Genomic DNA, 23,725 nt, shown 5'->3' on the forward strand with positions numbered 1-23,725 from the left:
CTATTCTTCATTGGTAAAAGATGGAATATGAATGAATTTGTGAATAGATACTTCGAGCTATCGTTCGGCTGCCCGAACCGCCAGTCGAACGCCCAGGGCGGGGCTGCTGAGCACCTCGATGCCGAGGTCAGTCAGCACTGCTTGAACGGGGGCCATGGAGGCTTGCGCGAGCACGACCACATCGGCCGCCGCAGCTTTCGCGCGAATCGCTTGCGCCAGTGTCTCGGCATAGCGAACCATATCGCCGGCTTCGAAATGAGGCCATGCCTCCGCGACAAGCAACTGGCCCGGCCGCACTGCCACCCCGGCATCCTCTGCCGCTGAAAGAACCAGCGCCATCGTCGGCGCCAGCGTGCTTTCCACTGCCGCCACGATCAGCACGCGCCTTCCATGCCGTACCGCGCGGTCGGCCATGGCGCGGTCGATGCGCTGGGCCTCGAATGCATCGCCGGTGGGCGTGCGCTCGGCGATGGCGCCGATGGTCGAGCAGGTGCACACCACCACCTTCGCACCGCTGGCGGCCGCATCGTGCATCGCCTGGTGGACGCGTTCGATCAGCGCGGCGTCATCGACGCCGACCACGCGCGCATCGGCCAGCAGGTCTTCGCGCACCACGTGCCGCACGCGCAACCCGGGTGCCATCTCGCGCACCAGCCGCTCGAAGGTCGGCACATGCACCTGTGCCGTGTGAACGAAGGCCAGGGCGTCGCGCGGGGCGCTCATCAGGCGGCCGTGCGGGCGCGTTGCGCCTCGTAGGCCTTCAGGTGGACGTACGCGGTGCGCAGCACCGTGGGCGCGGGTGACGCGGCGGGCGCCGCGCGGCCCAGCAGGTCGCCCACGATGTGGTCGGCCTCGACCGCCGCGCCGCGCACGATGTCCTTGTACATCGAGGCGGTCATCGGCGAACCCGCCGCCGTCATGATGGTGCGCCCGCGCTGCACGGCCGGCGCGCGCGGCGCGAAGCCGTTGTGCGTGGCGATGGCGCAGCACTCGTCGAAGATCGACAGCGCCACGTCCTGCCCGCCCGCGGCCACGATGTCGCCGATGGACGCGCGCATCAAGCTCGTGAGGCCCGCCGCCGAGGCGATGAAGACCCACTTCTCCCACATGTCCTGCATGATGTTTTCGCTGGCCGTGGCGTCGAATTTCGAGCCCGCGAACTGGGCCGCGATGGCGTCCACGCGCGCCGAGCGGCCGCCGGCGCGTTCGCCGTAGCTCAGGCCGTGCATGTCGTTCAGGTGCAGCACGCGGCCTTCGTCGTCCAGCGTGGCGGAGATCATGCACAGGCCGCCCAGCACGCGCTCGGCGCCGAAGCGCGCCACCAGCCGGTCGATGTGGCCCATGCCGTTGAGCAGCGGCAGGATCACGGTGTCGGGGCCGACCGCCGGCGCGAACGAGTCCATGGTCGAGTCGAGGTCGTAGGCCTTGCTGCCGACCACCACCACGTCGTACGGGCCGTCGATGCCGTCGGCCAGCACGTGCCTGGGTGCGGGCAGCTGCAGATTGCCGAACGGGCTCTGCACCAGCAGCCCGGTCTTGGCCAGTTGCGCCGCGCGGCGCGGGCGCAGCAGGAAGGTGACGTCGCGCCCGGCCTCCAGCAAGCGGCCGCCGAAATAACCACCGAGTGCGCCGGCACCCACCACCAGAAATCTCATCGCTTTCATCGCCTTCGCTGCTCCTGAGTCGGAAAAAAAGATCGAGCGCGATGATGCGCCCGATCGCGCGAAGCTGCTTCAGGCCGGCGATTTCTCCAGCAGCCGCCGCCGGGCAAAGGGCGACAGGTCGAGCGCGCCGTGCCGGCCCAGCACATGGTCGGCGATGGCGTCGCCCAGCCCGGCCGAGTGCTTGAAGCCGTGGCCCGAGCAGGCCGAGGCGATCAGCACGTTGGGCAGGCCGTCGAGCGCGTCGATCACGAAGCGGTTGTCGGGCGTCACGGTGTACATGCAGGCACGCGCCTTCAGGGCGCGGCCGTCGATCTGCGGAAAGCGGCCCGCCACGCGCTCGCGGTACATGGCGGCGGTTTCCTCGGGGCTCACGTTGCGCTCGATGGTGTCGGGCGTGGTGGCGTGCACGTACTGCTCGGTCGCGACCTTGAGCGCGGGCTGCGCGGGGTCGGACGACGGAAAGCCGTACATGTAGTCCTCCTCGCCGTCGCCGTACATCCAGATGAAGATGGGAAAGCGCTCGGGCGCGAAGTCGGCGGCGGCGCTGCCGGTGTCGAACCAGTGCATCACCTGGCGGTGCACCGAGAAGTGCGCTTGCCAGTCGCTGCGCGCCTGCTGGCCGAGGAACTCGGGCAGCCACGCGCCGGCCGCCACCACGACGCGGTCGGCCGTGAAGCCCGCGCTGTCGGTGCGCACGCGCACGGTGTCGCCGTTGCCCACGGGTTCCACCGCGCGCACGCGCTCGCCGGTGCGCGTCTGCGCGCCCGAGGCGCGGGCCACGGCCAGTTGCGCGCCGATGGCGTCCTCGGGCCGCACGAAGCCGGCGTCGCGCTCGTGGTAGCCGAGCTCGTCGCCCTGCAGGTGGAACTGCGGAAAGCGCCGGCGGATGCCGGCCGCGTCGAGCACCTCGTGCGCGATGCCGAAGCGCTCGGCGCAGGCGATGGTGCCGCGCACGAAGTCGGTCTTGCCGTGGTGCGCCGCGGCGCCGTCGCGCGGGCCCAGCACGAGGCCGCCGGTGGTGGTCATCAGCGGCTTGCCGGTGCGCGCCTCGAGCTCGCGCCAGATGGCGTGCGAGCGCTGCACGAAGGGCGCGTATTCGTTGCCCTCGCCGATGGCCAGCCGGGTGATGCGCGAGTCGCCGTGCGAGGAGCCCAGGTCGTGCGGCGGCGCGAACTGGTCGATGCCCAGCACGCGCGCGCCGCGTTGCGAGAGTTGGTAGAGCGTGGCGGCACCGAGGGCGCCCAGGCCGACGACGATGACGTCGTAATGAGAGGAAGAGGTCGGGAGTGTCACGTGCGAGGGGCGGCGTCAGACGAGGTTGAGGTCGAGGAAGGCGTCCTTCACCTCGATGGGTTTGGGAATGAGCTTGAGCTGCGCGAACACATCGGCCAGGCCCTGCTGTTCCTTCGCGATGGCGGGCGTGAGCGCAACCACGCCATATTGCCGCCGTTCGGTGGCCAGCGCCAGCACCTTGGGCTCGACCTTGAGCTGCGGCGCCAGCGTGGCGACCACGTCCGCCGGGTGCGCCTGCGCCCATTCGTTGGCCTTGCGCAGCTCGGAGAACACGGTGCGCAGCAGCTCGGCGTTGGCGCGCGCGAAGCCGGGCTGCGCGAAGTGGTAGGTGCGGTTGCCGCTCAGGCCGGTGCCGTCGAACAGCACGCGCGAGTCGGTGGCGAGTTGCGCCGCGGCCAGGAACGGGTCCCACAGGCCGATGGCCGCCACGCTGCCCGACTGGTAGGCCGCGATGGTGTCGGAGGCGGTGACGATGTAGACCGGCTCGATGTCTTCATAGCGCAGGCCCGCGGCCTCGAGCGCGCGGATCAGCACGTACTGCGTGTTGTAGCCGCGGCCGGTGACGACCTTCCTGCCCTTCAGGTCGCGCACGCTGCGAATAGGCGAGTCGCGCGGCACCAGGAAGCCGACGCCGCGGGGGTAGGGGCTTTCGGCCGCCAGGTATGCGAGGCCCTTGCCGCTGGCCTGCTGGAACACGCCGATGCCGTCGGAGGCATGGCCGAAGTCGATGGCGCCGGCGGCCAGTGCCTCCGACAGCTGGCTGCCGCCGAGGAACTCGGCCCACTCGAGCTTCACGCCGGCCGGCGCGAGCGCCTTCTCGAGCTGGCCCGTGCCCTTGAGGATGTTGAGCGTGTTGAACTTCTGGTAGCCGATGCGCAGGGTCGTGGCGCGGCCCTGGGCGAAGAGCGGGGTGGCGGCCGCGGTGACGGCGGCAGCGGTGCCGGCACGAAGGAGCTGGCGGCGGGAGAGCGAAAGGGTGTGCATGGCGAAGGCAAAAGTCCGCGACTGTAGGAGGCGCGGCGCTTCGGCGCCACGAAGCTTTCGTCATTTGCTCATGCGCAAGTCGGCGCTGCATATGCAAGCGGAATCTGCTTCGTTGGCGAGCGCGGGCGCGCTGCCTAGAGTCGCGGCTTTTCACACCGAAGAGCAGGCATGACCCGCAGCACATTCATCGTTTCGAGCCTGGCACTGGCCATCGGCTCCTTCACCCTTGCGGGCGCCGCCTGGGCCGACAAGCTGGACGACGTCAGGAAGGCCGGCGTGCTGCGCGTGGCCGCGTTCGACGGCAACCCGCCCTTCGGCTACATCGACCCGGCCAGCAAGAAGCAGGTGGGCCACGACATCGACCTGGCCACCGAGTTCGCGAAGAGCCTGGGCGTGAAGGTCGAACTGGTGCCGACCAACCCGGCCAACCGCATTCCATTGCTGACCTCGGGCAAGGTCGACGTGGTGTTCGCGAGCTTCACCATCACCGACGAGCGCGCCAAGGCGGTGGACTTCACCACGCCTTACTTTCTGGTGGGCCAGCAGTTCCTGGCGAAGAAAGGCCTGCTGACCGACGCCGCGCAGATCAAGGAGATCCGCATCGGCACCGAGAAGGGCACGACCATGGAGTCGAACCTGCGCAAGAACTACCCCGACGCCAAGGTGGTGCTGTACGACGATTCGCCCTTTGCGCTGGCGGCGCTGCGCAACGGCAACGTGCAGGCCATCACCAACGACGGCGTGAAGCTCACGGCGCAATGGAACGCGCTGCCCGACAAGGACAGGTACGAGATTGCGCCGATCACCGTGTCCAGGGAATACCTGGGTGCCGCGGTGCCCAAGGGCGAAACGCGGCTGCTGGAGGCGCTGAACACCTGGCTGGTGGACAGCGAGAAGAACGGCCGCGCGCTGGCCATCTACGACACCTGGTTCGGCCCGAACAGCAAGGCGCCGCTGCCGCGCCTGCTGAAGATCGGCGACCAGCGCGTGGCGGCCAACTGAGGCCGATGCGCACTTGATCGATCTGTTGCGCGAGCAATTGCTCGCGCCCCGCTACCTTGGCTGGCTGCTCGACGGCTGGCTGACGACGATGTGGGCCTCGCTGCTGGTGGCGGCGGGCGCCACGGCGCTCGGCGTGGCCGTGGCGGCGGGGCGCTCGTCGAGCCGGCCGGGCTTGTTGCGCGCGACGGGCGCGTACGTCTCGCTGTTTCGCAACACGCCGCTGCTGGTGCAGCTGTTCTTCTGGTACTTCGGCGCGCCGGCGGTGCTGCCTGAAGCGGCGCGCGAGTGGCTGTATGCGGGGCATGTGCTGTCGTTCGAACTGCTGTCGGCGCTGGTCGGGCTCACGCTGTACGCGGCGGCCTATGTGGGCGAGGACATCCGTTCGGGCATCCGCGGCGTGCCGGCCGGGCAGACGCTCGCGGCCCGCGCGCTGGGTTTCACCCCCGCGCAGGTGCTCGCGCAGGTGGTGCTGCCGCAGGCGCTGCGCATCGCGCTGCCGCCCTTGCTGGGGCAGTACATGAACGTCGTGAAGAACACCTCGCTCGCCATGGCGGTCGGGCTGGTCGAGTTGTCGTATGCGTCGCGGCAGGTGGAGGCCGAAACCTTCAAGACCTTCCAGGCCTTCGGGTTCGCGACGTTGCTGTACGTGGTGACCATCGGCGCGATCGAGGTGCTGGCGGCGTGGGCGGCGCGGCGACAGGCGCGGGGACCGGGGCGGGCTGCATGGCGGTGATCGAGACGCTCTGGGACAGCCTGCCGTACCTGCTGTGGGGCGCGTTCCCGCAGGGGCCGCTGGGCGGGGCCGCGCTCACGGTGCTGCTCAGTGCCGGGTCGGCCGTGGCCTCGGCGGTGCTCGGGCTGGCGTGGGGCATCGGCCTGGCAAGCGCGACGGGCGGGGCCAGGGCCTTGCTCACGCTGGTGCTGGGCCTGCTGCGCGCCGTTCCGGTGCTGATGCTGATCTTCTGGACCTACTTTCTGCTGCCGTTCGCGCTCGGCATCAGCGTGCCGGGCGTGTTGTCGGTGATGTGCGCGCTGTCGCTGGTCGGCGGCGCGTACCTGGCGCATGCGGTGCATGCCGGCATCCGCGGGGTGGGGCAGGGGCAATGGGCGGCGGGGCTGTCGCTGGGGCTCACGCGCTGGGGCACGCTGCGCGCCATCGTGCTGCCGCAGGCGCTGCGCATGATGCTGCCGTCGTTCGTCAACCAGTGGGTCACGCTGGTGAAGGACAGCTCGCTGGCCTACATCGTCGGCGTGGGCGAGCTGTCGTTCGTGGCCTCGCAGGTGAATGCGCGCACCATGGTCTACCCGGCGGAAATCTTCATGCTGGTGGGCGCCATCTACTGGCTGCTGTGCACCGGGCTCGACCGGCTGGCGAACGCGGGGCTGAAAAGAGCGCACACAGCTACAAAAAGGCGCATCAACTTTTCAAGAAAAGGTCTTGGGCGGTTCGCATAATCGCGTTCGTCAGTTCGACCCTTTCGACACTCTCACCCTAGGAGCTTCACCCATGGCCCAGACCCGCATTGCCGTCATCGTCGGCAGCCTGCGCAAGGATTCGTACAACCACAAGCTGGCCCTCGCGCTGGCGCACCTGGCGCCCTCGGACTTCACCTTCGAGACCCTGCGCATCGACGACCTGCCCCTGTACAACCAGGATGAGGACGGCAACCAGTCCGCGCCGGTGAAGCGCCTGAAGACCGAGATCGCGGCGGCCGACGGCCTGCTGTTCGTCACGCCCGAGTACAACCGCTCGATTCCCGGCGTGCTGAAGAACGCGATCGACCAGGCCTCGCGCCCCTACGGCCAGAGCGCCTGGGCGGGCAAGCCGGCCGGCGTGGTCGGCATCTCGGTGGGCGCCATCGGCACCGCGCTGGCGCAGCAGCACCTGCGCAACATCCTGGCCTACCTCGACGTGCCCACCATGGGCGCGCCCGAAGTGTTCCTGCAGGCCAAGGACGACCTGTTCGACGACAAGGGCCACATCGGCAACGAAGGCTCGAAGAAATTCCTGCAGGGCTGGATGGACAAGTACGTGGGCTGGGTCAAGAGCCACGCGGCCTGAGCCTTCCCGCAGGCTGCGGACGACAAAAAGCCGCCCATCGGGCGGCTTTTTGCATGGTGCTGAGCGTGCTCAGGCTGCGATGGCGGCGTCGCGCTGGTTGGCGGCTTCGGCCGTCGCCACCAGGATGTCGGCGCGGGCGGCCGCCAGGGCCTTGGCCTTGGCTTCGTCGCCCATGGCCAGGCCTTCGGCGCGCACGAAGCGCACGTCGGTGATGCCGAAGAAACCGAAGATCACCTTCAGGTAGCTCTCCTGGTGTTCCATCGCCTGGCCGCCTTCGCTGGTCGAGTAGGCGCCGCCGCGGGTCGAGGCCACGATCACGGTCTTGCCGCCGGCCAGGCCGACCGGGCCCTTTTCGGTGTACTTGAAGGTGCGGCCGATTTGCGCGAGGCGGTCGATCCAGGCCTTCAGTTGCGTGGGAATCGAGAAGTTGTAGAACGGCGTGCCGATGACGATCACGTCCGCGGCCAGGAACTGGCTCACCAGCTTTTCCGACAGGGCGTTTTCACGCAGCTGCGCTTCGGTCGGCTGGGCTTGCACGCCCGTCTTGATGCCCAGCGCGTCGGCGCTGAAGTGCGATGGGGTGTCCACGGCCAGGTCGAGGTAGTCGACGTCGGTGTCGGGGTGGGCGGCGCGCCATGCGGTCACGGCTTCGGCCGAGAGCAGGCGCGAGGTCGAGTTGGTGCCGAGGATGCTGGAGTCGATGTGGAGCAGCTTCATGTCAATCAATCGCTTTCTGTGTTGGCTGTCGGCGCTCAATTGGCCGGCGGATGTGAGAATTCTATTTTTGGATCGAGTGGGTGATAAGTAGCCAAAAATCGCACTCATCGTTCTGTTTGCGGGACAATTGACCCATGCAAGACCTCAACGACATGGTTTTTTTCGCTGAAGTGGCCGAACGCGGCGGTTTTGCCGCCGCCAGCCGGGCGCTGGGCATTCCCAAGTCGCGCCTGTCGCGCCGCGTGGCCGACCTGGAAGAGCGCCTGGGTGTGCAGTTGATGCAGCGCAGCACGCGCCGGCTGTCGCTCACGCCGGCCGGCGAGATCTACCTGCGCCACGCCTCCGCCATGCGCGACGCGGCGCAGGCGGCGGCCGAGGCGGTGGCGCAGGTACAGACCGAACCCAGCGGGCTGGTGCGGCTGAGCTGCCCGGTGACCATTTCGCACAGCGGGCTGGCGCAGCTGATGCCGGTCTTCATGGGCCTGTACCCGGCGGTGCGCATCGACATGCGCGTGATCAACCGGCCGGTCGACCTGATCGAGGAGGGCATCGACATCGCGCTGCGCGTGCGCCCCGTCATCGAGGACAGCGCCTTGCTGGTGGCCAAGACCTTCGGCACCAGCCGCGGCGTGCTGGTGGCGAGCCCGGAGCTGATGGCGCGCTTCGGGCCCATCGAGTCGCCCGCCGACCTGGCGAAGCTGCCGACGGCATCGATGTCGGTCAACGGCGACGGGCGCGCCGACTGGCGGCTCGAAGGGCCGCACGGCGAGATCCACGTGCACACGCACGTGCCGCGCTACGTGGCGGACGACCTGGCCACGCTGCAGTACGGCACGCTGGGCAGCGTGGGCGCGACCCTGCTGCCCGACTACATGTGCCGGGCCGACGTGGAGGCGGGCCGCCTGGTGCGGGTGCTGCCGGGCTGGGGGCCGTCGCCGGTGGTGGCGCACATGGTGTTTCCGGCGCGGCGGGCGCTGGTGCCGGCGGTGCGGCGGCTGATCGACTTCCTGGCCGAGCACATGCAGAACGTCGACATGCGGATGTTCTGAGGCGAAAAGAAGCGCTCGCGCGCACCCGTGTTACGAAGTTTGCTATCTAAAAGATAGCGATATGCCGCTGCGCTCCGAATTCGTTATGCAGAAAACGTCATATCCAAACAAGCAGATATTCGTTTGTCATTGAAGCGATGGTTCGCACAATCCGAGGCTCCCATCCATCCAGGAGCGACCATGGCAACTCTGCGTCTCGGCGACACCGCCCCCAATTTCACCCAGGATTCCAGCGAAGGCCCGATCGACTTCTACCAGTGGGCCGGCGACTCGTGGGTCGTGTTCTTCTCGCACCCGGCCGACTTCACGCCCGTGTGCACCACCGAACTCGGCAAGACGGCGGCGCTGTCGGGCGAGTTCGCCAAGCGCGGCGTGAAGCCCATCGCGCTGAGCGTCGACCCGGCCACCAAGCACAAGGAATGGATCTCGGACATCAACGAGACGCAGAACACCACGGTCAACTTCCCCATCATTGCGGACGCCGACCGCAAGGTGGCCGACCTGTACGACCTGATCCACCCGAACGCCTCGGCCACGGCCACCGTTCGCAGCGTGTTCATCATCGACCCGAAGAAGGTCATCCGCACGACCATCACGTACCCGGCATCGACCGGGCGCAACTTCGACGAGATCATTCGCGTGATCGACTCGCTGCAGCTCACCGACAGCCACAAGGTGGCCACGCCCGTGAACTGGAAGGACGGCGACGACGTGGTCATCGTGCCGAGCATCCAGGACCCGGCCGAGCTGGCGGAGCGCTTCCCCAAGGGCTTCAAGGCCGTGAAGCCCTACCTGCGCATCACGCCGCAGCCGAACAAGTAAGGGCAGGGCAGCGTCGTCATGCAGACCCGCGTGATCATCGTGCCCGGTTGGCGCGACTCGGGGCCCGGCCATTGGCAGAGCCTGTGGGAAGAGCGCATTCCGGGCGCCGCGCGGGTGGTGCAGGACGACTGGGCCTCGCCCAAGCGCGACGCCTGGGTGAGCGCGCTGGCCAGGCTGGTGCTGGAGAGCGAGGGCCCCGTGGTCATTGCCGCGCACAGCCTGGGCTGCATCGCCACGTCGCACCTGCCGGCCGCGGCGGCCGCGCGCATCTGCGGCGCGCTGCTGGTGGCGCCGGCCGACCCGGAGCGCCGCGCGGTGCTGTCCGACTTCGCGCCCGTGCCCTACGCCGCGCTGCCGTACCGCAGCATCGTGGTGGCCAGCAGCAACGATCCGTTTTGTCCCATTCGGCTGGCGGGTGCTTATTCGCGCGCCTGGGGCAGCGAGTTCGTGCGCATGCAGAATGCGGGCCACATCAATATCGATTCGGGGCACGGAGACTGGCCGCTCGGCCTGGCCCTGCTGCAATCGTTGACCGACGAGCCCGCCGCCTGGTCGGCGGGCCGTGAATTTTCAGAAAACTTGGCAATCACATGACTTCCAGAATCAAGACCTTCGTCGCCGTGCTCGCGCTGGCGTCCTCCGCACTCGCCGGCAGCAGCGCCTTCGCGCAAGGCACCTCGCTGCTGAACGCGTCCTACGACGTGGCCCGCGAGTTCTACAAGGACTACAACGCGGCCTTCGTGGCGCACTACAAGAAGGCCACCGGCAAGGACGTGAAGATCGACCAGTCGCACGGCGGCTCCAGCGCCCAGGCGCGCTCGGTGGCCGACGGCCTGGACGCCGACGTGGTCACGATGAACACCTCGACCGACATCGACTTCCTGGCCAACGCCGGCGTGGTCGCCAAGGACTGGCCCAAGAAATTCCCCGAGAACGCATCGCCGACCACCTCGACCATGCTGTTCCTGGTGCGCAACGGCAACCCCAAGGGCATCAAGGACTGGGAAGACCTGGTCAAGCCCGGCGTGCAGGTCGTGATCGTCAACCCCAAGACCGGCGGCAACGGCCGCTACGCCTACCTGGCCGCCTGGGGCTACATCAAGAAGAAGGGCGGCACCGACGCCCAGGCCGCCGAGTTCGTCGGCAAGCTGTTCAAGAACGTGCCGGTGCTGGCACGCGGCGGGCGCGACGCGACCACCGCCTTCCTGCAACGCAACATCGGCGACGCGCTGATCACCTTCGAGTCGGAAGTGGTCTCCATCGACCGTGAATTCGGCACCGGCAAGGTCGACTCGGTGTACCCGTCGATCAGCATCGTGGCCGAGAACCCGGTGGCCGTGGTGGAACGCACCGTCAACAAGAAGGGCACCGGCGAACTGGCCAAGGCCTACCTCGACTGGCTCTACTCCGAAGAAGCGCAGGAAATCGCCGCCAAGCACGCGCTGCGTCCGCGCTCGCAGGCCGTGCTCAAGAAGTACGCCGCCACCTTCAAGCCGCTGCAACTCTTCACGGTGCAGGAACTGTTCGGCAGCCTGGGCGAAGCGCAGAAGGTGCACTTCAACGACGGCGGCCAGTTCGACAAGCTGTACACCCCCGGCGCGAAGTAAATGAGCGGCGCTGTCCCTTCGGCGCTCCCGTCCGCGGGAGCGCCTTTTTCGCGTGCCAACCGGGCAGGGGGCGCCAAGCGCGTGCTGCCCGGTTTTCACATCACGCTCGGCTTCTCGATCCTGTATCTGAGCCTGATCGTGCTGATCCCGCTGTCGGCGCTGGTCTTTCGGACCTTCACGCTGACCTGGGACCAGTTCTGGGTGGCCGTGACCGCGCCGCGCGTGATGGCCTCGTACCGCCTGACCTTCGGCGCCTCGCTGATCGCAGCGCTGGTGAACGCGGTGTTCGGCCTGCTGGTGGCCTGGGTGCTGGTGCGCTACAAGTTCCCGGGCAAGCGCATCGTCGATGCGCTGGTCGACCTGCCGTTCGCACTGCCGACGGCCGTGGCCGGCATCTCGCTGACCGCGCTGCTCGCGGGCAACGGCTGGATCGGGCAACTGCTCGAGCCGCACGGCATCAAGCTGGCGTTCACGCCGGCGGGCATCGTGATCGCGCTGATCTTCATCGGGCTGCCCTTCGTGGTGCGCACGGTGCAGCCGGTGCTCGAAGACACCGAGAAAGAGCTGGAGGAAGCCGCGACCTCGCTGGGCGCCACGCGGCTGCAGACGTTCACCAAGGTGATCTTTCCGTCGATCGCGCCGGCATTGCTCACGGGCTTTGCCATGGCCTTCGCGCGCGCCATCGGCGAGTACGGCTCGGTGATCTTCATTGCCGGCAACATGCCGATGATCTCGGAGATCACGCCGCTCATCATCATCGGCAAGCTGGAGCAGTACGACTACGCCGGCGCCACCGCGGTCGCGCTGGTGATGCTGGTCATTTCCTTCGTGCTGCTGCTGGTCATCAACGGCCTGCAGGCGTGGCAGCGCCGCCGCTCGGGAGCATGACATGAGCGCACCTTCCAAGATCATTCGCCGCGCCAAGGCCGGCACCACCGAAGCGCCCTGGGTGCGCTGGACGCTGATCGGCATTGCGCTGGCGTTCATGTTCCTGTTCCTCGTGCTGCCGCTGGCGGCCGTGGCCACCGAGGCGCTGCGCAAGGGCGTCTCGGCGTACCTCGAGGCGCTGAAGGAACCCGATGCCTGGAGCGCCATCCGCCTCACGCTGATCACGGCCGCCATCACGGTGCCGATGAACCTCGTGTTCGGCGTGGCCGCGGCCTGGGCCGTGGCCAAGTTCGAGTTCCGCGGCAAGGCCTTTCTCACCACGCTGATCGACCTGCCGTTCGCGGTGTCGCCGGTGGTGGCGGGCCTGATCTACGTGCTGGTGTTCGGCGCGCAGGGCTGGATCGGCCCGTGGCTCGCGGAGCACGACATCAAGATCATCTTTGCCGTGCCCGGCATCGTGCTGGCGACCGTGTTCGTGACCTTCCCGTTCATCGCGCGCGAGCTGATTCCGCTGATGCAGGCGCAGGGCACCGACGAGGAGCAGGCCGCCATCGTGCTGGGCGCGACCGGCTGGCAGACCTTCTGGCGCGTCACGCTGCCCAACATCAAGTGGGGCCTGCTGTACGGCGTGATCCTGTGCAATGCGCGGGCCATGGGCGAGTTCGGCGCGGTGTCGGTGGTGTCGGGCCACATCCGCGGGCAGACCAACACCATGCCGCTGCACGTGGAAGTGCTCTACAACGAATACCAGTCGGTGGCCGCGTTCGCCGTGGCCTCGCTGCTGGCCATCCTCGCGCTGGTCACGCTGGTGATCAAGTCGGTCATCGAATGGCGCCACGAGCGCGAAATGAAGGCCATTGCCGAGTTGCCCCCTGAGCGTCCTCCTGAAACGACGGCGGCTTGAGAGAGAAGAAACCATGAGCATCGAAATCCGCAACATCAGCAAGCAGTTCGGCGACTTCCGCGCGCTGCGCGACGTGAACCTCGACGTGCAGTCGGGCGAGCTCGTCGCGCTGCTCGGCCCCTCGGGCTGCGGCAAGACCACGCTGCTGCGCATCATCGCGGGGCTGGAAACGGCCGACACCGGCAGCATCCTGTTCTCGGGCGAGGACACCACCGACGTGCACGTGCGCGAGCGCCAGGTCGGCTTCGTGTTCCAGCACTACGCGCTGTTCCGCCACATGACCGTGTTCGAGAACGTCGCCTTCGGCCTGCGCGTGAAGCCGCGCAAGGAACGCCCGAGCGACGCGCAGATCAAGGCCAAGGTCACCGACCTGCTGAAGCTGGTACAGCTCGACTGGCTGGCCGACCGCTACCCGTCGCAGCTGTCGGGCGGCCAGCGCCAGCGCATTGCACTGGCCCGCGCGCTGGCCGTGGAGCCCAAGGTGCTGCTGCTGGACGAACCCTTCGGCGCGCTCGACGCCAAGGTGCGCAAGGAACTGCGCCGCTGGCTGCGCCGGCTGCATGACGAGCTGCACGTGACCTCGATCTTCGTCACGCACGACCAGGAAGAGGCGCTCGAGGTGGCCGACCGCGTGGTGGTCATCAACAAGGGGCAGATCGAGCAGGTCGGCTCGCCGCAGGAGGTGTGGGACCAGCCCGCGAGTCCTTTCGTCTACGGTTTCCTGGGCGACGTGAACCTGTTCCACGGCCGGGCCGACAACGGCGCGGTGCAGCTCGACGGCATGCGCCTGGACTCGCCCGAGCACAGCGGTGCGCGCGACGCCAAGGCACGCGCTTATGTGCGCCCGCATGACATCGATGTGACACGCTACGTGGCCGGCGCCTCGGGCATCGTCGCCACGCTGGCGCGTGCGATCGTGGTCGGACCGATCGCGCGGCTGGAACTTGAGCCCACCGAAACGAATCCAGATAATCCGGGCTCCGGAACCATCATCGAGGCGCAACTCCCTGCGCAACAGTTCCGTGACCTGGGCTTGAAGGAAGGCGACACCGTCGTCGCCAACCCACGCAAGGCCAGGGTGTTCGTAGAAGAAGATTGGGTGTCTCCTTGATCGATTGGTACTTCGGCGCGCCGCGCCGCGCGCATGGGCTGATCTGCCTGGCCTGCGTTCTCATGCTGGCCTTCGGGCTCTACCTGCAGCACGTGGTCGGGCTCGAGCCTTGTCCCATGTGCATCGTGCAGCGCTATGCGCTGGTGCTGGTGGCACTTTTCACCGGCCTGGCCGGCATGTTCCGCAACCGGGGCCTGCAGGTGACCGGCGGCGTGCTGGCACTGGTGTCGGCGGTGGGCGGTGCCTACACGGCGGCCGCGCAGAGCTGGCTGCAGTGGTACCCGCCGGAGGTGGTGTCCTGCGGGCGCGACCTGTACGGAATGATCGAGACCTTCCCGCTGAAGCGCGCGCTGCCGCTGATCTTCCGCGGCGGCGGCGACTGTTCCAAGGTCGACTGGACGCTGTTCGGCCTGACGCTGGCGAACTGGTCGTTCATCGCCTTCACGGTGCTGTCGCTGGTGCTGCTCACGCTGCTGGTGCGCTCGCGCCGGGCGCGCTGAGAGCGCCAAGAACGCAGACAGGCTGATAGCGCCGCTAGCGCCGCTAGCGCCGATATCGGCAACCGCATCGGACGCAATGTCCCGATGCGATCCCCGGCTTTAGGGGACCTTCAGGAACCGCGGCTAGGATGAAAGCCGCCGCCACGCAGTTGGCCCGCGCAGCCGGTCTCTCCGGTTCGCGGGCCGTGGCGCTTCACTTCATCCTCACTGCATGCCAAACACCCCCAAGCGGCGCTCGCGCAAGTTCATCTACGGCATCGTTGCCGTGGTGGTCCTGGGCCTGCTGTCCCTTTTCTGGTTCAGCCCGGCCAAGAAGACCGACTACCTCACCGCCAGGGTGCAGCGCACCGACCTCGAGAACGCGGTGCTCGCCACCGGCGTGCTGCAGGCCCTGCGGCAGGTCGAGGTGGGCGCGCAGGTCAGCGGCCAGCTCAAGTCGCTGAAGGTGGTGCTGGGCCAGACCGTGAAGAAGGGCGACTGGCTCGCCGAGATCGACCCCGTCATCTCGCAGAACACGCTCGCGCAGGAGCAGGCCAAGCTGGAGAACCTGCAGGCGCAGAAGCTCGCGAAAGAGGTCCGCATCCGGCAGGCCCAGCTCACCTGGGCGCGGCAGCAGGAAATGCTCGCGCAGGACGCCGCGCCCCGGCAGGACATGGAAAGCGCCGACGCCGAGCTGCGCGCGCTGCGTGCCGACGGGGTGTCGCTGGACGCGCAGATCCGCCAGCAGAAGCTGGCCGTGGCCTCGGCGCAGACCAATCTGTCGTACACGCGCATCGTCGCGCCCATCGACGGCGACGTGGTCTCCATCAGCACGCTCGAAGGCCAGACCGTGGTGGCCGCGTTCCAGGTGCCCACGCTGATGAAGCTGGCCGACCTGTCGACCATGACGGTGAAGGCACAGGTGTCCGAAGCCGACGTGGTGCGCGTGAAACCGGGGCAGCCCGTGTACTTCACCATCCTCGGCGACCCCGATACGCGCTACCACGGCACGCTGCGCGCGGTGCAGCCGTCGCCCGAGAAGATCAACAACGCCGTGTTCTTCAACGCGCTGTTCGACGTGCCCAACCCCGAGCGCACGCTGCGCGTCGACATGACGGCGCAGGTCGCCATCCTGCTGGGCGAGGCGAAGCAGGCGCTGACCGTGCCGCTGACGGCGCTGGGGCCGCGCGGCAAGGACGGCCGCCAGGAAGTGCGCGTGCTCAAGGCCGACCAGAGCGTGGAAAAGCGCCAGGTGCGCGTGGGCATCAGCAACAACTTCCAGGCGCAGGTGCTCGAGGGGCTGAACGAGGGCGACAACGTGATCACGGGCGACCCTTCGACGGCGCCGGACCGCAGTGACAGCGGCGAAGGCGGTCCGCGAGGCAAGCGCTCATGATGCAGCCGGCGCCGGGAAGGCAACCGCTGCTGGCCCTGCGCGGCATCGGCCGCAGCTTTCCCTCGGGCGAGCAGCAAGTGCAGGTGCTGAAAGACGTCGACCTGGACATCGGCAGCGGCGAGATGCTGGCCATCGTCGGCGCGTCGGGCTCGGGCAAGTCGACGCTGATGAACATCCTCGGCTGCCTCGACCGGCCAAGCACCGGCACCTACACGGTGTCGGGCCACGACGTGGGCACGCTCGACAGCGACGCGCTGGCCGAGCTGCGGCGCGAGCACTTCGGCTTCATCTTCCAGCGCTACCACCTGATGCAGCACCTGTCGGCCACCGGCAACGTCGAGGTGCCCGCCGTGTACGCCGGCACCGACGGGCAGGCGCGCGACGCGCGGGCGCGCCAGCTGCTCGAGCGGCTGGGCCTGGGCGACCGCACCGAGCACCTGCCCAGCCAGCTGTCGGGCGGGCAGCAGCAGCGCGTGAGCATTGCGCGCGCGCTGATGAACGGCGGGCAGGTGATCCTGGCCGACGAGCCGACCGGCGCGCTCGACAGCAAGAGCGGGCAGGAGGTGATCGGCATCCTGCGCGAGCTGCATGCGCAGGGGCACACCGTCATCATCGTGACGCACGACATGCAGGTGGCGAGCTGCACCGAACGCATCATCGAGATCGCCGACGGCGTGATCGTGGGCGACCGGGCCAATGTACCGAGCGTGGCCGCGCCGACGAAAGACGTGCGGGAAAACGCCGCCGCCCCAGTGGAGATGTCTCGACCCAAACTGGGCATCGCGCGCTTCAGCACCGGCTGGGCCCGCTTCGCCGAGGCCTTTCGCATGGCCTGGCGCTCGATGATGGCGCACCGCATGCGCACCGCGCTCACCATGCTGGGCATCGTGATCGGCATCACCTCGGTGGTGTCGATCGTGGCCATCGGGGAGGGCGCCAAGCGCTTCGTGCTGTCGGACATCCGGGCCATCGGCACCAACACGCTCGACGTGTACCCGGGGCATGACTTCGGCGACGACAAGGCCTCGAGCATCCGCACGCTGACGCCGTCCGACCTGGAGGCGATCGGCGCGCAGCCCTATGTGCACAGCGTGACGCCCGCGACCCAGCGCAGCCTGCGGCTGCGCTACCGCAGCGTGGACATCAACGGCACGGTGAACGGCGTGAGCGACAGTTTCTTTCGCGTGCGCGACATCCAGATGACCCGCGGCGCGGCCTTCACGGCCGCCGACGTGCGCCACCAGTCGCAGGTGGTGGTGATCGACCAGAACACGCAGCGCAAGCTGTTCCCCGACGGAGCCGACCCGGTCGGCAAGATCATCCTGGTGGGCAACCTGCCGTGCACGGTGATCGGCGTGTCGGAGGAAAAGAAGAGCATGTTCGGGGAGAACAAGTCGCTCAACATCTGGCTGCCGTACAGCACCGGCGCGAGCCGGCTGTTCGGGCAGCAGCACTTCGACAGCATCACCGTGCGCATCCGCGACGACCAGCCGACCAAGGCGGCCGAGGACAGCATCGTCAAGCTGCTCACGATGCGCCACGGCGGCAAGGACTTTTTCACCTTCAACATGGACAGCATCGTGAAGACGGCCGAGCGCACGAGCCAGTCGCTCACGCTGCTGCTGTCGCTCATTGCGGTGATCTCGCTGGTGGTGGGCGGCATCGGCGTGATGAACATCATGCTGGTGTCGGTGACCGAGCGCACGCGCGAGATCGGCATTCGCATGGCCGTGGGCGCGCGCCAGAGCGACGTGCTGCAGCAGTTCCTGACCGAGGCGGTGCTGGTGTGCCTGGTGGGCGGATTGATCGGCGTGACGCTGTCGTACGGCATCAGCTTTCTGTTTTCGCTTTTCGTCAAGCAATGGCAAATGATCTTTTCGATGGGCGCCGTGGTGTCGGCCTTCCTGTGCGCGTCGCTGATCGGCGTGCTGTTCGGCTACCTGCCGGCGCGCAACGCGGCGCGCCTGGACCCGATCGAGGCGCTGGCGCGTGAGTAGCGCACGCCGTCTTTGCGCGGTGGGCGCGGCCGTGCTGGCGCTCGGCGGCTGCACCCTGTTCCAGCCGGAGCAGCGGGCGCAGCGGCCGCTGGAGATTCCACAGGGCTGGCAGCAGCCAGCCGCCCCGGAAGGCGCTGCAGCGGTGCTGTCCGAAAACTGGTGGGCGGCGTTCAACGATCCGATGCTCGACCGGCTGGTGGGCGACGCGCTGCGCACCAACAACAACCTGGCCGCGGCGGGCATCCGCGTGCAGCGCGCGCAGCTGCAGGCGGGCCTGGCGAACACGAACCTCACGCCTGGCGTGGTTGGGCAGGCCAGCACGAGCCGCGGCTACGACCTGAAGCGCGGCGGCGTCGTAGGCTCCACGTCGGGCTCGCTGGTCACGCTGAGCTACGAGCTCGACCTTTGGGGTCGGCTCGCGGCACAACGCAGCGCGGCCGACTGGGAGCTGAAGGCCACGGAGTCCGACCGCCAGGCCACCGCTCTCGCGCTGGTCGGCACGACCGCCGGGCTCTACTGGCAGGTCGGCTACCTGAACCAGCGCATCGCACTGAGCGAAGCAGGAATGGAGGACGGCCGCCGCATCCTCGCGCTGGTGCGTGTGAAGTACGCGGCGGGCGCGGTGTCGGGGCTGGACGTGGCGCAGGCCGGGCAGAACCTCGCAACGCAGGAAGCCGCGCACACGCAGCTGCTGCAGCAGCGCGTCGAGGCGCGCAATGCGCTGGCGATCCTGTTCGACCGGCCGCCGCAGCCATTGGCGGCCGAGCCCGCGCAGCTGCCCGACATCGCCTTGCCGGCAATCGACGCCGGCGTGCCCGCGAGCCTGCTGGGCCGGCGCCCGGACCTGCGCGCCGCCGAGCAGCGGCTGCGTGGCGCGCTGGCGAACGTGGACGCGACACGCACCGGGTTCTATCCGGCGCTGAGCCTGACCGGCTCGCTCGGCACGTCGAGCACCGCGCTGGGCGAACTGCTGAAGAACCCGGTCGGCACGCTGGGCGCGGGGCTGGCGTTGCCGTTCCTGCAATGGAACACCGCGCGGCTGAGCGTAGCGGTGTCGCAGGCGCAGTACGAAGAGGCCGTGGCGGGATTCCGCCAGTCGCTCTACACGGCGCTGTCGGAGGTGGAGAACGCGTTGTCGTCACGCACGCAACTGCGCGCGGAGAGTGAGAAGCTGGTGCTGGCGCTGCAGGAGGCGCAGCGCGCGGAGCGGTTGTCGGAGGTGCGCTACCGCGCCGGGGCGACCGCGCTGCAGCCGGTGCTCGACGCGAAGGACCGGCGCCGCACGGCGGAGGTGTCGCTGGCGCTGAACCGGTTGAACCAGCTCAACGCGACGATGACGCTGTACAAGGCGCTGGGCGGGGCCGCGGTGACGGTTCCCTCTCCCGCTGGGAGCGGGCTGGGGTGACGGCCCCTCTCCCTCCGGGAGCGGGGCGGGGTGACGGCCGCGGCCTCCAAGCCGAGGCTGCGTTTCATCGAACGCGCATTCCCCGCAAAGACCTCAGTCCTGGAACGGCGCCTTCCTCGCCAGCTTGCGGAACACCAGCCCCGGCAGCCGCAGCACGAACTCGACCATCAGCCGCGCATGCATCCACGTCAGCAGCACGTTGTCGCGCCCATAGCGGAAGTGCGAAACGCCGCCTTCTTCCGCCGTCAGGTACTTCACCGGCGCATCGATGTTCACCGGCTTGACGCCGCGCCACGCCAGCCGCACGACGGCTTCGGTGTCGAAGTCGAAGCGGCGCATCCAGGGCTGGCGCGCCATCACGGCGATCAGGTCGGTCACCGGGTACACGCGAAACCCGTAGAGCGAATCGCCCACGCCGGCGAACAGGGTCTCGAGCTGGGTCCAGCCGTTCGACACGCGCCGTCCGCGCACGCGCAGCAGCGGCGCGCTGGCGTCGAACACGGGGCGCCCGAGCACCATCGTCTCGGGCCGGGCCAGCGAGGCCTTCATGAATTCGGGGATCAGGTCCGCCGGATGCTGGCCGTCGGAGTCCATCGTCAGCGCATGGGTGAAGCCGGCCTCCCTGGCGGCGCGCAGGCCGTGCAGCACGGCCGAGCCCTTGCCCTGGTTCTGCGGCAGCACCCACACGCGCAGGCCCGGGTCGCCGGCCGCGATCTGCTGCATGCGCTCGGCGGTGCCGTCGTCGCTGCCGTCGATCACCACCCACACCGGGCTCCATTGCGCACGTGCCGCGGCCACGGTGGAGAACAGCCGTTCGCCGGTGTTGTAGCTGGGAATCAGGACAAGGTGGGTGCGCGAGGCGTCTGGCATTCGGGGGACGCGTCGGTGGCGCGCTGTTCCATGTTGTGGCGGAAATACTGTTCGAGGTCGGCCTGCAGCACGTCGCTGTCCTGCGTCGGCGCGAAGCGCTTGCCCAGGCGCAGCGTGAACACGATCGGCAGCGGCGGCACGCGCCACAGCGGCCAGCCCTTGCTGAGGTAGGGCGAGTCGGTGTCGATGAACACGGTCTGGATCGGCGCCTGCGCGAGCTTGGCGATCAGCGTGGTGCCGGGGCGGAACGGGTTCAGCGGTGGCGTCACGGTGCGCGTGCCCTCGGGGAAGATCACCAGTTGCCCGCCGTTGCGCAGGTCGTTCACCGCCAGCCGCACCATGGTGCGGGCCGACTTGTTGCTGATGTAGCGCGCCAGCCGGGCGCCCGCGCCCAGGAAGATGTTGCCCATCAGGTCGGCCTTCATGATGCAGGCGCTGCGCGGCAGCCGCGCCACCAGCAGCAGCGCGTCGAGCATGGTGGGGTGGTTGGCCACGAAGATCACGCCCGGCTCCTTGCGCATCGGGTCGAGGCAGGAGGCGTCGATGCGCATCATGCCGGTGACCGAGGCCAGCCACCAGAACATGCGGTAGGCGAAGGCGATGGTCATGCGGCCCAGCGCGCGCGCCGGCCTCGCCGGCATGACCGGGTAGATCAGCATGGCGACAAGGTTCCAGACCAGCGAGATCAGGCCCAGGAACAGCAGCAGCGCGTAGAGCATCAACGCGAGCGGAATCGACGTGAGAATTCGCAGCACGCGAGTCATTGAATCAGTGAATCGGACGGGGAGCGGTCGGACGAAGACCGGTCAGGCCCGCAGCTGTCCGGCCGCGACCGTGTGGGCCTCGATCTCGACCAGCAGGTCGCTGCGGCAGATGTCGGCTTCCAGGTACACGGCGTGGCGCGTCATCGGCGCGTCGGCGCCGAGCGCGCCTTCGAGGATGCCGCGCACCGCCTCGGTGTCCGACGGGTTGCGCACGTAGACCACGCAGTCGAGTTCGGCCAGCGAGAACTTCGCGCTTCCGCGCGCATTGGCCGCGTCGATCACCGCCTGCAGGTTGCGCAGCGTTTCGCGCGTCTGCTCGCGCACGTCGCCGTGGTGCACGGTTTCGTGGCCGACGATGCTCGCGGTGCCCGAGATGAACAGGGCGATGTTGCCGTCGCCGATGTCGGCCAGCGCGGCGCGCGAGAAGGTCGGCGAGCGCGGGCCGTAGGTTTCCGGATAGCGGTAGGCCGAGACCTGGCGCGGGTTCTCCACCGGCAGCGGCGCCTGCGGGCCGGCCAGGAAACGCACCGACAGCGCGCCCTGGTGGATGCCCAGTGCGCAGGCCGCGGGCGCGCCCTCGAAGGCGGCGCGGCCGGCTTCGAGGAAGGCTTCCTGGCGGCCCAGGTTGAACTGGCGGTAGCGCTCCAGGCCGCCGCCGTCGGCGTTGATGCGCGGCAAGTAGTTCCAGATGCGCTGCAGGTGCGAAATGCCGGCCTGGTCGAGCGTCTTGAACAGGTCGCGATAGGCGCGGTGGGCGAGTTCGGCCAGGCCCTGCTGCTCGGTGGCCTCGTCGAGGTCGATGGCGCCGAGCAGCCAGTGGCCGTCGGTGCGCCAGCGCGCGATGCCGGTGGTGCCCGACTCGATGTGCGGCGCGCTCACGTGCCACACGTCGGCCATGGCGCCGTGCGGGGACAGCACGCGGGCGTTGACGGTCGGCATCCACGCCACGCCGTGCGGCGTGCCGTAGCCCAGCGCTGCGAAGGGCGCCTTGCCGCGGGTGGCCAGCGCGAGGCTGTCGGGCAATGAAAGGCGCTCGACGCGCAGATGGGAGGAGGTTTCGTCCTGAGCTCGCACTGTCAACTGGCCTCGGCGATGTGTTCTGGTTTGACGGCGGTGTAGCAGGAGAAGACGCCGAGGCTGGCATGGCGCTGCACGTCGCGCAAGCCCGCGTCGGCCAGCGCCTGCATCACGCGCTCCGGTGCGATGCAGGCCTCGATCGTGTCCCAGTAGTAGCGCCAGAGTTCCGAGGTGTTGCGCTGGCGGCCCACCACGCGGGCGATCAGCGGCACCACGGCACGCATGTAGCCCTTGAGCAGCGCCGTCGCGACGCGACCCTCGGGCTTGGTGATCTCGAGCACCGCCACGCGCCCGCCAGGGCGCAGCACGCGGTGGAATTCGCCGAAGGCGGCGGCCACGTCGCTGATGTGGCGCATGGCGTAGCCCATGCTCACGAAGTCGCAGCTGGCGTCGGGGCGGGGCAGGTCTTCGGCCACGCCGCGGATCAGCTCGACGCCGGGCAGGTCGACCTGGCTCATCATGCCGGGGCTGGGGTCGACGCCCACGAGCTGACCCGTGGAGCCGATGAGCTTGAGCGCTTCCCGTGCGACGAGCCCGGTGCCGATGCCCACGTCCAGCACCTGCACGCCCGGCATGAGGCCGGCCTGGCGCAGCGCCGCGCGGCGGTACGAGGGGCCGGTGCCGAAGGCCAGCACGCTTTCGATGCGGTCGTAGTCCGCCGCGGTGCTGTCGAAGATGCGCAGCAGGAACGCCTGATGCTCGGCTTCGGTCTTGTAGTACAGCGGCAGGGGCGCGTGGGGCGGCAGGGTGTCAGGATGGCCCGACCCGACGGAAGGCGATGGCGTCATCGAACGATTATCACCAAAAGCCCCGGGCCGAAATCCCACCCCCCGGCGGGCCGTTGTGTGCGCCGGACAGTAAACTCGGCGCTTGCTTTGAAAACACAAGACAGCGAGATAGAAAGCCATGGCCGGACACAGCAAGTGGGCAAATATTCAGCACCGGAAGGGCCGCCAGGACGAGAAGCGCGGCAAGCTCTGGACCCGTGCCATTCGCGAAATCACGGTGGCCGCCCGTGCCGGCGGCGCTGACCTGGGCTCCAACCCCCGGCTGCGGCTGGCGGTGGAAAAGGCCAAGGCGGTGAACCTGCCGATCGACACGATCAAGCGCAACATCGACAAGGCCACCGGCAACCTCGAAGGCGTGAACTACGAGGAAATTCGTTACGAAGGGTACGGCATCGGCGGCGCGGCGATCATCGTCGACACCATGACCGACAACCGCGTGCGCACCGTGGCCGAAGTGCGCCACGCCTTCTCCAAGCACGGCGGCAACATGGGCACCGAAGGCTCGGTGGCCTTCCAGTTCAAGCACTGCGGCCAGATCATCTTCGCGCCGGGCGCCGATGAAGACAAGGTGATGGAAGCGGCGCTCGAGGCGGGTGCCGAGGACGTCGTGACCGACGACGACGGCGCCATCGAGGTGATCACCGCCGTGACCGATTTCGAAGCCGTGAAGAACGCGCTGGAGGCCGCCGGCCTGAAGCCCGACGCGGCCGAAGTCACCATGCGCGCGGAAAACACCGTGGACGTGACCGGCGAAGACGCCGCAAGAATGCAGAAGTTGCTCGACGTGCTCGAGGACCTGGACGACGTGCAGGACGTTTTTCACAACGCCTTGCTGTCTGAATGAGT

Annotated in this window: 25 protein-coding genes; 16 read left to right on the top strand and 9 right to left on the bottom strand. The window is 68.4% G+C overall.

Annotated elements, in window-relative coordinates:
- Window positions 1–57 precede the first annotated feature (57 nt).
- The 4 genes from BM004_RS11405 to BM004_RS11420 form a co-directional block, all read right to left on the bottom strand.
- Window positions 58–723, bottom strand: coding sequence for an Asp/Glu/hydantoin racemase (locus BM004_RS11405; protein ID WP_093213321.1), 666 nt, complete (start codon window positions 721–723; stop codon window positions 58–60).
- A complete protein-coding gene (gene panE, locus BM004_RS11410; RefSeq protein WP_093213323.1) occupies window positions 723–1,655 on the bottom strand; it encodes a 2-dehydropantoate 2-reductase in 933 nt (310 codons plus the stop codon). The genes BM004_RS11405 and panE overlap by 1 nt, the downstream gene beginning before the upstream one ends.
- Before the next feature lie 78 nt (window positions 1,656–1,733).
- The gene (gene solA, locus BM004_RS11415) at window positions 1,734–2,957 is read right to left on the bottom strand and encodes an N-methyl-L-tryptophan oxidase (RefSeq protein WP_093213325.1); all 1,224 of its coding nucleotides are present in this window, start codon (window positions 2,955–2,957) and stop codon (window positions 1,734–1,736) included.
- 15 nt (window positions 2,958–2,972) lie between these two features.
- Window positions 2,973–3,941: an aliphatic sulfonate ABC transporter substrate-binding protein gene (locus BM004_RS11420; protein ID WP_093213327.1), complete on the bottom strand. Its 969-nt coding sequence runs from the start codon at window positions 3,939–3,941 to the stop codon at window positions 2,973–2,975.
- Between the two features lie 168 nt (window positions 3,942–4,109).
- Here BM004_RS11420 and BM004_RS11425 point away from each other — a divergent pair, with 168 nt between their 5' ends.
- From BM004_RS11425 to BM004_RS11440, 4 genes are read left to right on the top strand one after another with little or no spacing between them, the layout of a single operon-like run.
- A complete protein-coding gene (locus BM004_RS11425; protein WP_093213329.1) occupies window positions 4,110–4,943 on the top strand; it encodes an ABC transporter substrate-binding protein in 834 nt (277 codons plus the stop codon).
- A gap of 22 nt (window positions 4,944–4,965) precedes the next feature.
- On the top strand, window positions 4,966–5,676 hold the full coding sequence (locus BM004_RS11430; protein WP_093214061.1) for an amino acid ABC transporter permease: 711 nt from the start codon (window positions 4,966–4,968) through the stop codon (window positions 5,674–5,676).
- On the top strand, window positions 5,667–6,398 hold the full coding sequence (locus BM004_RS11435) for an amino acid ABC transporter permease (RefSeq protein ID WP_093214063.1): 732 nt from the start codon (window positions 5,667–5,669) through the stop codon (window positions 6,396–6,398). Before BM004_RS11430 ends, BM004_RS11435 begins: the two co-directional genes overlap by 10 nt.
- A 52-nt stretch (window positions 6,399–6,450) precedes the next feature.
- Window positions 6,451–7,005 carry an NADPH-dependent FMN reductase gene (locus BM004_RS11440; protein WP_093122429.1) on the top strand — a complete coding sequence of 185 codons (555 nt, stop codon included), beginning with the start codon at window positions 6,451–6,453 and terminating at the stop codon, window positions 7,003–7,005.
- A gap of 69 nt (window positions 7,006–7,074) precedes the next feature.
- On the opposite strand, the gene BM004_RS11445 is transcribed toward BM004_RS11440, so the two are convergent.
- Entirely contained in the window at window positions 7,075–7,722 is a 648-nt protein-coding gene (locus tag BM004_RS11445; RefSeq protein ID WP_093122426.1) for an FMN-dependent NADH-azoreductase, read from the bottom strand.
- A 134-nt stretch (window positions 7,723–7,856) separates the two neighbouring features.
- On the opposite strand from BM004_RS11445, the gene BM004_RS11450 reads away from it, so the two are divergent.
- From BM004_RS11450 to BM004_RS11500, 11 genes are all read left to right on the top strand, one after another.
- Complete coding sequence (locus BM004_RS11450) at window positions 7,857–8,771, top strand: LysR family transcriptional regulator (protein ID WP_093122423.1); 915 nt, start codon at window positions 7,857–7,859, stop codon at window positions 8,769–8,771.
- 180 nt (window positions 8,772–8,951) lie between these two features.
- Complete coding sequence (locus BM004_RS11455; protein ID WP_093122420.1) at window positions 8,952–9,593, top strand: peroxiredoxin; 642 nt, start codon at window positions 8,952–8,954, stop codon at window positions 9,591–9,593.
- Window positions 9,594–9,611: 18 nt separating this feature from the next.
- The gene (locus BM004_RS11460; protein WP_093213331.1) at window positions 9,612–10,187 is read left to right on the top strand and encodes an RBBP9/YdeN family alpha/beta hydrolase; all 576 of its coding nucleotides are present in this window, start codon (window positions 9,612–9,614) and stop codon (window positions 10,185–10,187) included.
- On the top strand, window positions 10,184–11,200 hold the full coding sequence (locus BM004_RS11465) for a sulfate ABC transporter substrate-binding protein (protein WP_093213333.1): 1,017 nt from the start codon (window positions 10,184–10,186) through the stop codon (window positions 11,198–11,200). The genes BM004_RS11460 and BM004_RS11465 overlap by 4 nt, the downstream gene beginning before the upstream one ends.
- Window positions 11,201–12,088, top strand: a complete 888-nt coding sequence (gene cysT / locus BM004_RS11470; protein ID WP_093122413.1) for a sulfate ABC transporter permease subunit CysT — start codon at window positions 11,201–11,203, stop codon at window positions 12,086–12,088.
- Window position 12,089: 1 nt separating this feature from the next.
- Entirely contained in the window at window positions 12,090–12,992 is a 903-nt protein-coding gene (gene cysW, locus BM004_RS11475) for a sulfate ABC transporter permease subunit CysW (RefSeq protein ID WP_093213335.1), read from the top strand.
- Window positions 12,993–13,005: 13 nt separating this feature from the next.
- Complete coding sequence (locus BM004_RS11480) at window positions 13,006–14,103, top strand: sulfate/molybdate ABC transporter ATP-binding protein (RefSeq protein ID WP_093122408.1); 1,098 nt, start codon at window positions 13,006–13,008, stop codon at window positions 14,101–14,103.
- Complete coding sequence (locus tag BM004_RS11485; protein WP_093122406.1) at window positions 14,100–14,603, top strand: disulfide bond formation protein B; 504 nt, start codon at window positions 14,100–14,102, stop codon at window positions 14,601–14,603. The genes BM004_RS11480 and BM004_RS11485 overlap by 4 nt, the downstream gene beginning before the upstream one ends.
- Before the next feature lie 211 nt (window positions 14,604–14,814).
- The gene (macA, locus tag BM004_RS11490; RefSeq protein WP_093213337.1) at window positions 14,815–15,978 is read left to right on the top strand and encodes a macrolide transporter subunit MacA; all 1,164 of its coding nucleotides are present in this window, start codon (window positions 14,815–14,817) and stop codon (window positions 15,976–15,978) included.
- Window positions 15,978–17,975: a macrolide ABC transporter ATP-binding protein/permease MacB gene (gene macB / locus BM004_RS11495; RefSeq protein ID WP_093214065.1), complete on the top strand. Its 1,998-nt coding sequence runs from the start codon at window positions 15,978–15,980 to the stop codon at window positions 17,973–17,975. Before macA ends, macB begins: the two co-directional genes overlap by 1 nt.
- Window positions 17,968–19,380: an efflux transporter outer membrane subunit gene (locus tag BM004_RS11500; protein WP_093213339.1), complete on the top strand. Its 1,413-nt coding sequence runs from the start codon at window positions 17,968–17,970 to the stop codon at window positions 19,378–19,380. The genes macB and BM004_RS11500 overlap by 8 nt, the downstream gene beginning before the upstream one ends.
- A gap of 93 nt (window positions 19,381–19,473) precedes the next feature.
- On the opposite strand, the gene BM004_RS11505 is transcribed toward BM004_RS11500, so the two are convergent.
- From BM004_RS11505 to BM004_RS11520, 4 genes are read right to left on the bottom strand one after another with little or no spacing between them, the layout of a single operon-like run.
- Window positions 19,474–20,250 carry a glycosyltransferase family 2 protein gene (locus BM004_RS11505; protein WP_093213341.1) on the bottom strand — a complete coding sequence of 259 codons (777 nt, stop codon included), beginning with the start codon at window positions 20,248–20,250 and terminating at the stop codon, window positions 19,474–19,476.
- On the bottom strand, window positions 20,217–21,014 hold the full coding sequence (locus tag BM004_RS11510; RefSeq protein WP_093122393.1) for a lysophospholipid acyltransferase family protein: 798 nt from the start codon (window positions 21,012–21,014) through the stop codon (window positions 20,217–20,219). Before BM004_RS11510 ends, BM004_RS11505 begins: the two co-directional genes overlap by 34 nt.
- A 42-nt stretch (window positions 21,015–21,056) precedes the next feature.
- Window positions 21,057–22,088, bottom strand: a complete 1,032-nt coding sequence (locus tag BM004_RS11515; RefSeq protein ID WP_093213343.1) for a chorismate transformation FkbO/Hyg5 family protein — start codon at window positions 22,086–22,088, stop codon at window positions 21,057–21,059.
- A 2-nt stretch (window positions 22,089–22,090) separates the two neighbouring features.
- Entirely contained in the window at window positions 22,091–22,879 is a 789-nt protein-coding gene (locus BM004_RS11520) for a class I SAM-dependent methyltransferase (protein ID WP_093122388.1), read from the bottom strand.
- 118 nt (window positions 22,880–22,997) lie between these two features.
- Here BM004_RS11520 and BM004_RS11525 point away from each other — a divergent pair, with 118 nt between their 5' ends.
- Window positions 22,998–23,723: a YebC/PmpR family DNA-binding transcriptional regulator gene (locus tag BM004_RS11525; RefSeq protein ID WP_093122386.1), complete on the top strand. Its 726-nt coding sequence runs from the start codon at window positions 22,998–23,000 to the stop codon at window positions 23,721–23,723.
- Window positions 23,724–23,725: the final 2 nt, after the last annotated feature.

It is taken from the genome of Variovorax sp. OK212 (assembly GCF_900112425.1).
In the GTDB taxonomy this organism is placed as follows: Bacteria; Pseudomonadota; Gammaproteobacteria; order Burkholderiales; family Burkholderiaceae_C; genus Variovorax.